This window comes from Occallatibacter sp. (assembly GCF_049510455.1).
Taxonomy (GTDB): domain Bacteria; phylum Acidobacteriota; class Terriglobia; order Terriglobales; family Acidobacteriaceae; genus Telmatobacter.
The window spans coordinates 18,366-29,537 of sequence record NZ_JBEKYX010000053.1; the positions used below are offsets into that span (position 1 = coordinate 18,366).

An 11,172-nucleotide genomic window follows, 5' to 3' on the forward strand; every position below is an offset into this window, starting at 1 on the left:
GTGCAAAAGAACCAAGCCAATTCGGTGATCCTCGTCCTGGGAGGCGTTCGCAGCGGAAAGAGTCGCTATGCACAGCAGTTGGCCGAGCAATTCGGCCGGGTTACGTTCGTTGCGACAGCGGAGCGTCGCGAGGATGAGGAGATGCACCGAAAGATCGAACGCCATCGCGCGGATCGGCCCGCGCACTGGACTACGGTGGAAGAACCTGTCGCATTAGGCCGCGTTATTAAAGCCAGTGAAGATAAATGCGACGCCATTCTTATCGATTGCCTCACGCTTTTCGGCGCCAATCTTATGGAAGCATTCTCAAGGGATACAACGGGCCTGGAAGCATGCGTAGAAGACCTCTGTGGCGCTTTGAAGGCAACTTCCCGCAAGGTAATTCTGGTCTCGAATGAGGTCGGCAGCGGTGTGGTCCCAGCCTATGCGCTCGGGCGCCGCTTCCGCGATGTAGTTGGCGAGATCAACCAGCGAGTCGCGGCTGTGGCCGATACTGTAGTCCTCATGGTCGCCGGACTCCCGCTTCCTATCAAAGGTTCGCTCGAAGGCGGCCATCGATGAAAGGGTTCCTCATCGCCGGAACGGCCAGTGGAGTCGGCAAGACAACCGTGACTCTCGCAATCACCGCGGCGCTCCGCCGTCGAGGGCTCACGGTTCAGCCGTTCAAGGGCGGCCCTGACTTCCTCGACACTGGTCACCATTCCCGCATCGCAGGCCGCACAGCACGCAACGTCGATACGTGGATGCTATCTGCCGAAGCAAACCGCGACGTGATTTGCCACGCATCTCATGGTGCCGATGTCCTGCTGGTAGAGGGCATGATGGGGCTGTTCGACGGCAAGGACGGCGCGAACGAGTCGGGCAGCAGCGCGGAGATTGCAAAACTGTTAAAACTGCCTGTGGTGCTGGTGCTCGATGCAGGAAAGACGGCGCGGAGTATCGCAGCCGTGGTGCTTGGATTTGAACTCTTCGATCCCGAACTCCCATTGGCTGGAGTCATCTTGAATCGTGTTGCAGGCGATCGCCATTTTCGCATGTTGGAAACAGCAATCAGATCAACCTGTAAGACGCCGGTCTTGGGTTGGCTGCCGCGAGAGTCTGCAATCGCCATCCCAGAGAGACACCTCGGGCTGCAGACAGCGGAGGAAGGCGAGACAGCGAATGCACTCGAAAACCTGATCGATACTCTTGCCAACCTCGCGGATCAATGCCTGGATATACCGCAACTCATGGATTTGGAATGTGGACTGGAGATGAATCCTGAAGCCGCTCCAGTGCTTCGTCAAACGAGAGAAAAGATTCGCATCGGAATAGCACGCGATCAGGCGTTTTCCTTCTACTACGAAGACAACCTCGATCTCCTTCGCGAGCATGGCGCCGCTCTTGTGCCGTTCAGCCCGATCCATGACAGATGTCTGCCACCGGACCTCGATGCTCTCTATCTTGCCGGAGGTTACCCAGAGCTTCACCCCGCCCAAATCAGCGCAAACACCTCAATGCTTACGGCCATACGCGAGTTTGTCGCGTCTGGTCGTCCGGTGTACGCAGAATGCGGAGGCATGATTTTCCTGTCCCGGAAACTTACGACGCGCGAGGGAACCACATATCCGATGGCAGGTGTGCTTCCCTTCGAAATCGAGATGACCGGAAGACTTGTCGGCTTCGGATATGTCGATGTGGAATTGACCCATGATTGCCTGCTCGGCCAGGCAGGCACAGTGCTGCGTGGACATAGCTTTCATTACTCTCGCATCTCCAGTGAGTGTCAGGTCGCCACAAATTACCGTCTCCAATACTCACTTTCGGGCCGAATGGAGAACGAAGGTTATCGCCTGGGCAATACGCTCGCTAGTTACGTGCATCTGCACTTTCGCACCGAGCCAGCCATCGCGGGCAGCTTCGTCGAGGCTGCCATCGCTCGTCGAACTTCAAATGTGGTGCCCCAATGACGCAGCTAAGCGCAAGGGTAGCGACAGAATTGGTCCGTGGAATTGAGCCTCCGGACGAGACCTGGAGAACTCGCGCTCGCGCCCGGCTAGACACGCTCACCAAACCTCTGGGCAGTCTGGGCAGGCTCGAAGACCTCGCCGCTCAGTTGGTGGCGATCCGACGCGAACATCTTGTCTTGCCTCTCAACAAAGCTGCTTTTATCTTCGCCGCAGATCACGGCATCACCGCCGAAGGTGTGAGCGCATACCCGAGCGCAGTCACGCGCCAAATGGTTCTCAATTTCCTGGCTGGAGGGGCCGCTGTCAATGCCCTTGCGCGTTTGCATTGCGTGACATTACATGTGGTCGATGTGGGGGTAGACGCAGACTTCAACAACATTGCGGGCCTGCGCCACCACAAAGTTGCGAATGGCACAAAGAACATGCTGCGCGATGCGGCAATGACCGACGAAGAGCTTTCGCGAGCGCTGCGCGTTGGTGCACAACTCGCGGATGAAGCGGTCGGTGCCGGGCATGCGCTGCTGGCCGTCGGCGAAATGGGCATTGGCAATACCACTTCCGCCAGCGCAATTACCTGCGCCATCACGGGTTGTGCTGAGTCACTCGCAACCGGGCGCGGGACAGGGTTGAGCGATGCGGCCTATATGCATAAAATCGCAATCGTCACAGCGATTCTGAAAAAGCACTTTGCCAATCATGCCTCAGCCGCTCCACTCGAAGTACTGCGCTGTGTCGGCGGCCTGGAGATTGCTGCCATGACCGGCATGATCCTGGCAGCAGCACGCAGCCACGTCGTTATCGTTGCCGATGGGTTCATCTCCACGGCAGCCGCGGCCCTTGCCGTCGCCTTCGAACCGCGGGTCGCAGGATACCTGATCGCCGGTCACCGCTCTGAGGAGCCGGGGCACAGGTTGCTCCTCGATTACCTTAAACTAACTCCCATCCTGAGCCTCGATATGCGCCTTGGCGAAGGCAGCGGCGCCGTTCTTGCCATGTCTATCCTTGAGTCCGCCATAGGTCTCTACTCGCAGATGGCGACTTTCGCCTCCGCCGGCGTCAGCGAGGCCTCTCTATGAGTGGCTGGGAGTTCGTGAAAAAAGCAGGTTCAGACTTTCTCGCCGCAGTTCAGTTTCTCACGCGAATCCCTACACCCTACCTGCCTTACGATCCAACCTCGCTCTCGCGGGCGGTCAAGTTCTTTCCGGTCGTGGGTCTGATCATCGGGATCGCCGCAGCGCTGCTGCATCAACTTCTTGCGCCGCACCTTTCCAGGCTCGTCACCGCTCTTCTTGTCATTACTTTTCTGGTTTTGCTCACTGGATGCTTGCACGAGGACGGTCTGGCAGACACCGCCGACGGCTTCGGCGGTGGTTCAAACCGGGAACAGGTTCTCGTTATCCTGAAAGACAGCCGGATCGGCAGCTATGGCGGCGTGGCCCTCACGCTCAGTCTGCTCTCCCGCGTCTTGTTGCTTGCCTCGCTGCCTTTGAGTCAGATCCTGCAGTACCTCATCGCAGCTCACGTCCTTTGTCGCTGGACCACTCTCCCGTTGAGTTACTATCTCGCTTCGGCCCGCAGTCTGCAAGATCGGGCTGGGGCCGGTCAGGGAGCACGACTCGCCAAACTCACTACACGCGGAACATTCATTATTGGTTCCATCTTCACCCTCGCAATCTGTGTGATTGCTTTGCGAACCCACGCGGCTGCTGCTATTGCCGCAACCATTGCAGTCACGCTATCGAGCGGCATCTACTACCAACGGAGAATAGGCGGCGTAACCGGAGATTGTTTTGGCGCCACCAATCAACTCACAGAAATAGCCGTTTACCTGACTGGAGCGTGGATTGCATGAACGATCTTATCTTCATTCGCCACGCCGAGACCCACATGGCCGGCGCTTTTTGCGGTCAATCCGATCCACCTGTGAATGCCGCAGGCCATCGGCAAATCCAGATGCTCACTGAAAATCTGCGCAGCGAACCAATTGCGGCCGTCTTCACGAGCGATCTACAACGCTCTGTGACGACCGCGCGTGTACTTGCTGAGCCCTTCGACCTTCCATGCATCATCCGTCCGGCTTTGCGGGAGATCGACTTCGGAAAGTGGGAGGGTCTGACATGGGAGAAGATTGAGAAGCTTGACTCGATTTTCGCTCAGCAGTGGCTCGAATCCTTTCCGCACCTGACGCCACCAGATGGAGAATCTACCGAGATATTCGAAGCCAGAGTGATGGCCGAGACGAGCTATCTCCTCAGCCAGGCCGAAAGCAGATCGATCGCTGTTGTTACACACGCTGGGGTCATGCGTGTGGTCCTTCGCACTCTCTGCGGTTTTGACGAGAAGACGGCATGGGCCCTGACAAAACCTTATTGCTGCATGTTTCGATACGCGCACCATCCTCACACCGACAGGCGCTTGCAGGAGGTGCCAGGATAATGCCGCAAGTATTCAGCCCGATCCGTACCAAAGAGCTTATCGCTTGGGACTTCGACGCCTACAAGCCACGCCCCGAGTCGTTTTTACACGGAAAGCCAGTCAAGGCGCGAGAAATAGTCTTTCAGAGGCGATTGGATCATAGTTCCAGCGCGTTGTGCGAAGAGGAGACTCGGCTGCTTCGCGATACTCTTGACGCACAACTATCGCGCGAAGACCTTCAAGCGGAGATGAGAGGCCTCGATTGGTCTCTCGGTGTAGTAGATCTGCGCCTGCTGCTCGCCTTTCAGCGGAGGTTGTCTTTCGATTCAACCCTTCCCGCCATGACCGTCCCTTCGCAATGTGACTGGGGCGATCTAAGCGAGATTGCTTTCGCTTCTCCGAATCCAGTTGCTTGCGATGTGATCCACGATAGAGAGAAGAATGCGCTCATTCTGCAATCGAGTAACCCCAATGTGCAGCTACGGGTGACGCAAGACCCCGCAGCACCCGTGGCCCTGTACGCGGGCAGTCCGTTCTTCGAGGTTGCTCAATATGCAGGGCGCTGGTTCCTGCGCGATGGCTATCACCGCGCCTACAATCTGCTTCGTGCAGGCATTTGTCGACTTCCGGCGGTGATCGTCCACGCGCGAAACCTAGAAGAACTCGGAGCCGTCCAACCGCAGTTCTTCCCCGAGGCAATTCTTCTGTCGGAGCATCCTCCATTCGTCACCGACTTTCTTCATGAGGCCTTGACCATCGAATACGACCGTCATCCAATCATCAAGACGCTGCGCATCACGATGGAAGAGAGCTTCACATTTCCACTTCCAATAGCAGCTTCAGGAGAGCAACTATGAGCATTTCAACCACACGCGGCGACGGCGGCCAGACGGGGCTCGCTGGCGGCATCCGCGTCTCCAAAGCTGATCTGCGAGTCGAGTCCTATGGTACTGTCGACGAACTCAACACCGTTCTCGGCTTCGCCCGCAGCATCTGTCAAAGCCCTGAGATCAAGGCGTGGACTGAAACCATCCAGCGCACACTGTTCCGGCTCGGTTCCGCTCTGGCCACCCCTCCGGAGAGCAAGAAGCAGCCGCCAGTCATCTCTGCCGAAGACGTTGCCATGCTAACCGAACTCGTCCACAAGATGGAAGCGATCGAAGGCATCTTGTCAGACTGGTCGCTCCCCGGCGCACACACGGAATCCGCAGCGTATGAAATAGCACGCGCAGTCTGTCGTCGCGCCGAGCGAAACGCCGTCCGCCTGGTGGAGAGCGGTGGAGTGGTCAAGCCCGAAATCATCGTCTACCTCAACCGGCTCTCCGACGTCATCTGGCTTTTTGCCAGACTCATCGAATTTAACGCGGGCGTCGATGCTCGCCTCCGCGACGAGACGAAGACAGGGCCCAAGTGGTCAAGAGCATGGTGATGAAGGAGAGCGCTGCGTTTGAAGTGCAAGAGCGCGACGCCATCTATCGCGTTATAGCCAGCCGGCGCGATGTGCGCAGAGGCTTTCTTGAAAAGCCGCTGCCTCACGAATTGATTGAGCGCTTGCTGTATGCGGCTCATTGCGCCCCTTCCGTCGGTCTTATGCAGCCGTCGCGGTTCGTTGTGATCCGCGACTACGACGTCCGCCGAGCCGTGCATGAAGCATTTCTGCAGGCAAACGCACAAGCCCTGGAAACCTACACCGGCGAGCGCCGTGAGCAATACGCAAATCTGAAGCTCGAAGGCATTTTGGAAGCTCCACAAAACCTCTGCGTTCTAAGCGATCCACACAGTGAGCGCGGCCATCGGCTTGGTCGCCATACGATGCCCGAGACTGCAATTTACTCGACCGTTTGTGCGGTGCAGAATCTTTGGCTCGCCGCTCGGGCCGAGGGCGTAGGCGTTGGATGGGTCAGCATCCTCGATCCGGATCGTCTACGCGCGATCCTTCACGTTCCTGCAACGATTGTTCCGGTCGCCTATCTTTGCTTTGGCTATGTCGACTGCTTCGCCAAAGAGCCGGAACTTGAGCGCTTCGGTTGGGAGAGTCGGATACCGCTTGAAGGGGTTGTGTCTTATGACCGATATAGCGCTGGCCGTAAGGCGGAAGAGCCATGAGGGCGCGCGCGATCATGGTGCTTGGGACGAGTTCCCACGTAGGAAAATCTCTTCTCACTGCCGCGCTCTGTCGCATCTTTGCGGATCAGGGGGTGAGCGTCGCCCCCTTTAAGTCGCAGAACATGTCGCTCAACTCATCCGCGACCATGGAAGGTCTTGAAATCGGCCGCGCTCAGGCCCTGCAGGCGGAGGCAGCCCGAGTCACGGCTTCGGTCCACATGAATCCCATCCTTCTGAAACCTGCTGGAAACAGGACATCGCAAGTGGTTGTTCGTGGCAGAATATGGGGCAGGCTCTCCGCCTCCGACTATCATCAGCGGCGTGTCGAAGAACTGTTTCCCCTCGTTCGCGAGAGCTACGAGATTCTTGCCGCCAAACATGAAGTTATTATCCTCGAAGGCGCTGGCTCGCCTGCGGAGATCAATTTGAAACAGCACGATATCGTCAATATGCGGATGGCGGAGGTCGCCGATGCGGTCTGCATTCTCGTAGGTGACATCGACCGCGGAGGCGTCTTTGCCTCGCTTCTCGGCACTGTTCAGCTGCTCGATGAGACGGAGCAAACCCGCATTCAGGGCTTCCTCATCAACAAATTTCGCGGGGATGTCGAGCTCCTCGATCCCGGTATCCGCATGATGGAAGATCGCCTTCAGAAGCCGTGCCTGGGGGTCGTCCCTTACATCCCTCATCTTGCGCTCGAAGAGGAAGACAGTATCGGGCTCGCTGACATAACTGGCGAGACCGAGCCCTGGCTGCCGGAGGATGCGCGCGGGAGACCACTACGCATCGGGGTCGTTGCGCTGCCATCGGTTTCGAATTTCACCGACTTCGATGCGATGCGCAATGAGCCATCTGTCTCGTTGCGTTTCTGCAGGGAGCCATCCCAGCTTGCGCTGGCCGACTTGATCATCTTGCCTGGCAGCAAACAGACGGTCGAAGACCTCCTCTGGATGCGCCGGCAGGGTATCGATTCCTGCGTTGTGGCGCATGCCGATCGAGGAGGCCTCGTCGTCGGCATCTGCGGAGGGATGCAGATGCTGGGTATTACGATCGTCGATTCACTTGCGATGGAGCATGGCGATCAAGCCGATGGGCTTGGACTGCTACCGTTCACTACTCGCATGAACCCGGATAAGGTGACGCGGCTGATAACCGGTCGCCTGTCTTCATCACTGCTCTTCGGTTGTCCCGTGCCCGCAATGGATATCGATGGCTATGAGATCCACATTGGCGAAACCATATATGCAGACGGCGCTCAGTCCTTTTCAATATTGAACGGGCACGAGCCTGACGGATGCATCTCGCCGGACACACGCATCTTTGGCACGTATCTGCATGGCATCTTCGATGACGACACATTCCGCCACACCGTCCTGGCTGCGGCTCGGAGCTTTCATCAACTTGCGCCTGCGAACAACTTTGAGAGTTGGAAGCAAAAGCGCGAAGATTCTTTCAACCGGTTGGCCGATGTCGTACGCGAATCGTTGGACATGCAGCGCATCTTCGATTGGATAGGCATATCGTACAAATCTCAAGGCCAGATTGCGCCCATGGAGCAAGTCCGTTGAATCGTGGTTCCCTCATTCCCGCTGCGTGGTTTCTTGACCAACTCGCCGGAGACCCCGAGTGGCTTCCGCATCCTGTGCGCCAGATCGGCTTGGTCACGGCTCATGGCGAAGCTGCTCTTCGCCGGCCCAATCAGAGCGCGTTGTCGGAATTGGCGTCTGGAGCAGTATTGAGCCTGGCTGTCGTTGCCACAACCTACTATGCAACCCGCCAGTTGATTCGCGCCGCGAACCGGCTATCGCCCGCAATCGGCAATTCAGTGGAAGTCCTGCTCGCATGGAATTGCCTGGCGGCTCGCAATCTTGAACAAGAAGCAACCTCCGTAGTCCGTGCAATCGATTCTGGAGACCTCCCGCTCGCTCGTCATCGGCTCGCACGCATCGTAGGACGCGACACCCAACATCTGGACACGCAGGAAATCTGCCGGGCCTTGATTGAGACACTCGCTGAAAGCGCCTCCGATGGCATTGTTGCGCCGCTCTTCTATATGGCGCTGGGCGGCGTTCCTCTCGCTATGGCCTATAAAGCCATCAATACACTCGACTCCATGATCGGCCACGCGGACGAGCGTTACTTTTACTTTGGCAAGGTTGCCGCTCGCCTGGACGATGTAGCCAACTACCTGCCTGCGCGGCTGACAGCATCCGCCATCGTAGCAGCCTCGCAATTCCAAGAAGATTGCGACCAGGTGTCCGCATGGCAGACGTGGCGTCGCGATGGAGACCAGCACAAGAGTCCCAATGCCGGGCAGCCCGAAAGCGCCATGGCAGGGGCTCTGCATGTTCGACTTGGAGGTGACAATACCTACGGCGGCGAAATTGTACGGGCCGCGCACATTGGCCGTGAGTTTTCACCGCCATCACCGCCAAAAGTCAAAAGCGCACTTCGGCTAGTATCAGTTGTTACGCTGCTGGGCGTGGCCTGCGGCGTTCTTCTCTCAGCTTGTGCTCATTCGCGTGAAGCCACAGGGGCGTCCCGGTGATCGAACTTGTCCCCTTGCATGGCGGCCAATTGCGACAGATCTCCGAGCGCTTCAATATCTCTTCGTCGCAACTGATTGATTTCAGCGCCAACATCAATCCCGACGGGCCTCCGCCCGCCGCCCTGTCCACCCTGCGAACGAGCCTTGAAGATATCTCCATTCTGAATGCATATCCCGATCTAGAACAGGCCAGCCTCAAGCAAGCAATCGCCGGCTATGCCGGAGTTCACCCCAAAAACATCGTGGTCGCTAATGGCTTCATTCCGTTGCTGGAGTCTGCGCTCCGCACACTAAGGGTCAAACGCTGCCTTCTCCCAGTGCCTGCCTTCGTAGAGTATCGTCGCAGCCTTGAACGTGCTGGGGTAGAGATCGAACCGTATATCCTGACTCCAGGTTCCAACTTCCGTTACAATATCGATGTCTTTGTGCAAGGCAAGCACGACGCTGTCTTGCTTGCCAATCCACAGAATCCCTCTGGCGTTCTTACCACAAGGAATATCCTGCTCCAGTTTGTCGCGGAGTGTGCGGATCGAAATATAACCGTGTTGCTTGATGAAGCATTCATCGATTACGCGCCTGCCGATTCATTGACACCCGATGTCGAACAATTTGCAAACCTGATCGTGTTTCGCTCCGTGACCAAGTTCTACGGGATTCCGGGCCTCCGAGTGGCTTATGAAGTAGCCAACCAAACTATAGCGCGCGCACTTGATGAATATCTTCCGCCCTGGCCGATTACCACTCTGGCCTCATCCGCCGTTATATCCGCGCTAGCTGACGACTCCTTCGCTGGGCGCACCAGGCTCCACAACGACGGACGAAGAACTTGCTTGAGCGCTGGCCTTGATGCTCTGACCATTCACAGCTACCCATCGGCCGCAAACTTTCTGCTTCTTCATCTTCCTGATGGAGTTTCCGCAGAGCGCCTCTGGAGATACATGATCGTTGAACACCACATGGTGTTGCGAAATTGCTCAAACTATGAAACTTTGCCATCTAGACACTTACGCGCGGCAATACGCACTGAGCAGGAAAATGACAAGCTCATTGAAGCATTAGCCCAGTCATTACAGTTTTGCTAGCAAGCCATTGGGCTCAAACGAAGAGGAGGATATGAGGCGGGCGGAGAAAGGCAAAGTTTATTTGGTTGGCTCAGGGCCAGGTGATCCGGAACTGTTGACGGTGCGTGCTGTGCGATTGCTGGAGACGGCAGATGTTGTGTTTCACGATGACCTTGTGTCGGACGAAGTACTTGGACTTGTACATCGGAGTGCTCTTATAACGAGTGTAGGAAAGCGTTGTGGGCGTCCTCGGATTACGCAGGCGGGGATTCATGCGCTCATGATCGAATCGGCCCGTGCCGGGCAGTCGGTGGTTCGGCTGAAGAGTGGGGATCCGCTGGTATTTGGGCGCGCTGGGGAAGAAATTGCGGCGTTGCGCGGGGCAGGGATTTCGTTTGAAATTGTGCCGGGTGTGACCGCAGCGCTCGCGGCCGGCGCCGTATTAGAGGCGCCGCTCACGGACAGGAAGAGTGCGTCGAAGCTGATTCTTTGCACGGGGCATCATGCGATGGATAAAGCTGATTTTACCCCAATCTGGAGTGGCCCCTTGCCTGAGGATGCGACACTGGTCGTCTATATGCCGGGGCGTGACCTCGGTCGGATTGCGAAGGAGCTTATCGCTGCAGGCGTGAAGGAGGATATGCCTTGCTGTGCTGTGTCACATGTAGCGACAGCACGACAGAGTTACGCGGCCTGCAGGCTGGTTGACTTTGCTGAGTTGGTGTGTGGACCCGCGCCCCTCTTACTGTTGATCGGGCGCGCAATGGATTCGCTAGTGGATGATTAATCTCTCTCACGAGTGACCGGTTATTTATCAAATGGAGTCAATCGGTTAGCGGATGTGGGCTGGCCAGTTCTGTTCGGAGACGGCTGAAGGGCAAATGAAATCTCGGTTTTCTCGAAGATGAATACCGACAGAATCTGTAGACAAGGGTACACGCGCCGCGCATCCATGCCTTGCTTGCAGCGAGTGTTCGAGCAGCACGCGCAGATACTTGAGGCCGGAGAGCTTGGGGATGCGGTCGCGCTGGATCAGGTTCCAGAGCAGCACCATGAGGGTGCTGTCGGCGATGGCGAAGTCGGCGCCCAGCAG

Annotated in this window: 12 protein-coding genes and 1 pseudogene; 12 read left to right on the forward strand and 1 reads right to left on the reverse strand. The window is 57.1% G+C overall.

The window, feature by feature from the left end; genetic code table 11:
* The 12 genes from cobU to cobA are packed head-to-tail and all read left to right on the forward strand — an operon-like array spanning window position 1 to window position 10,866.
* Window positions 1–561, forward strand: a complete 561-nt coding sequence (gene cobU / locus ABSG47_RS11300) for a bifunctional adenosylcobinamide kinase/adenosylcobinamide-phosphate guanylyltransferase (RefSeq protein ID WP_424169789.1) — start codon at window positions 1–3, stop codon at window positions 559–561.
* On the forward strand, window positions 558–1,949 hold the full coding sequence (locus tag ABSG47_RS11305) for a cobyrinic acid a,c-diamide synthase CobB (protein ID WP_424169790.1): 1,392 nt from the start codon (window positions 558–560) through the stop codon (window positions 1,947–1,949). Before cobU ends, ABSG47_RS11305 begins: the two co-directional genes overlap by 4 nt.
* A complete protein-coding gene (gene cobT, locus ABSG47_RS11310; RefSeq protein WP_424169791.1) occupies window positions 1,946–3,025 on the forward strand; it encodes a nicotinate-nucleotide--dimethylbenzimidazole phosphoribosyltransferase in 1,080 nt (359 codons plus the stop codon). The genes ABSG47_RS11305 and cobT overlap by 4 nt, the downstream gene beginning before the upstream one ends.
* Window positions 3,022–3,801 carry an adenosylcobinamide-GDP ribazoletransferase gene (cobS, locus tag ABSG47_RS11315; protein ID WP_424169792.1) on the forward strand — a complete coding sequence of 260 codons (780 nt, stop codon included), beginning with the start codon at window positions 3,022–3,024 and terminating at the stop codon, window positions 3,799–3,801. The genes cobT and cobS overlap by 4 nt, the downstream gene beginning before the upstream one ends.
* A complete protein-coding gene (locus tag ABSG47_RS11320) occupies window positions 3,798–4,385 on the forward strand; it encodes a histidine phosphatase family protein (protein WP_424169793.1) in 588 nt (195 codons plus the stop codon). The genes cobS and ABSG47_RS11320 overlap by 4 nt, the downstream gene beginning before the upstream one ends.
* The gene (locus ABSG47_RS11325) at window positions 4,385–5,221 is read left to right on the forward strand and encodes a hypothetical protein (RefSeq protein ID WP_424169794.1); all 837 of its coding nucleotides are present in this window, start codon (window positions 4,385–4,387) and stop codon (window positions 5,219–5,221) included. The genes ABSG47_RS11320 and ABSG47_RS11325 overlap by 1 nt, the downstream gene beginning before the upstream one ends.
* Window positions 5,218–5,793 carry a cob(I)yrinic acid a,c-diamide adenosyltransferase gene (locus ABSG47_RS11330; protein WP_424169795.1) on the forward strand — a complete coding sequence of 192 codons (576 nt, stop codon included), beginning with the start codon at window positions 5,218–5,220 and terminating at the stop codon, window positions 5,791–5,793. The genes ABSG47_RS11325 and ABSG47_RS11330 overlap by 4 nt, the downstream gene beginning before the upstream one ends.
* Window positions 5,793–6,470, forward strand: a complete 678-nt coding sequence (gene bluB, locus ABSG47_RS11335) for a 5,6-dimethylbenzimidazole synthase (RefSeq protein ID WP_424169796.1) — start codon at window positions 5,793–5,795, stop codon at window positions 6,468–6,470. Before ABSG47_RS11330 ends, bluB begins: the two co-directional genes overlap by 1 nt.
* Complete coding sequence (locus ABSG47_RS11340; protein ID WP_424169797.1) at window positions 6,467–8,038, forward strand: cobyric acid synthase; 1,572 nt, start codon at window positions 6,467–6,469, stop codon at window positions 8,036–8,038. The genes bluB and ABSG47_RS11340 overlap by 4 nt, the downstream gene beginning before the upstream one ends.
* Window positions 8,035–9,018 (forward strand): adenosylcobinamide-phosphate synthase CbiB, encoded by a 984-nt coding sequence (gene cbiB, locus ABSG47_RS11345; RefSeq protein ID WP_424169798.1) that lies wholly within the window; start codon window positions 8,035–8,037, stop codon window positions 9,016–9,018. Before ABSG47_RS11340 ends, cbiB begins: the two co-directional genes overlap by 4 nt.
* Window positions 9,015–10,100 (forward strand): pyridoxal phosphate-dependent aminotransferase, encoded by a 1,086-nt coding sequence (locus ABSG47_RS11350; protein ID WP_424169799.1) that lies wholly within the window; start codon window positions 9,015–9,017, stop codon window positions 10,098–10,100. Before cbiB ends, ABSG47_RS11350 begins: the two co-directional genes overlap by 4 nt.
* A 31-nt stretch (window positions 10,101–10,131) precedes the next feature.
* A complete protein-coding gene (gene cobA, locus ABSG47_RS11355; RefSeq protein WP_424169800.1) occupies window positions 10,132–10,866 on the forward strand; it encodes a uroporphyrinogen-III C-methyltransferase in 735 nt (244 codons plus the stop codon).
* 45 nt (window positions 10,867–10,911) lie between these two features.
* Here cobA and ABSG47_RS11360 read toward each other — a convergent pair.
* A pseudogene (locus ABSG47_RS11360) lies at window positions 10,912–11,172 on the reverse strand (hypothetical protein); the annotation flags it as partial.

Coding starts and splice junctions, on each gene's coding strand:
- ABSG47_RS11305 (WP_424169790.1), top strand. CDS start 558: ATGAAAGGGTTCCTCATCGCCGGAACGGCCAGTGGAGTCGGCAAGACA.
- cobT (WP_424169791.1), top strand. CDS start 1,946: ATGACGCAGCTAAGCGCAAGGGTAGCGACAGAATTGGTCCGTGGAATT.
- cobS (WP_424169792.1), top strand. CDS start 3,022: ATGAGTGGCTGGGAGTTCGTGAAAAAAGCAGGTTCAGACTTTCTCGCC.
- ABSG47_RS11320 (WP_424169793.1), top strand. CDS start 3,798: ATGAACGATCTTATCTTCATTCGCCACGCCGAGACCCACATGGCCGGC.
- ABSG47_RS11325 (WP_424169794.1), top strand. CDS start 4,385: ATGCCGCAAGTATTCAGCCCGATCCGTACCAAAGAGCTTATCGCTTGG.
- ABSG47_RS11330 (WP_424169795.1), top strand. CDS start 5,218: ATGAGCATTTCAACCACACGCGGCGACGGCGGCCAGACGGGGCTCGCT.
- bluB (WP_424169796.1), top strand. CDS start 5,793: ATGAAGGAGAGCGCTGCGTTTGAAGTGCAAGAGCGCGACGCCATCTAT.
- ABSG47_RS11340 (WP_424169797.1), top strand. CDS start 6,467: ATGAGGGCGCGCGCGATCATGGTGCTTGGGACGAGTTCCCACGTAGGA.
- cobA (WP_424169800.1), top strand. CDS start 10,132: ATGAGGCGGGCGGAGAAAGGCAAAGTTTATTTGGTTGGCTCAGGGCCA.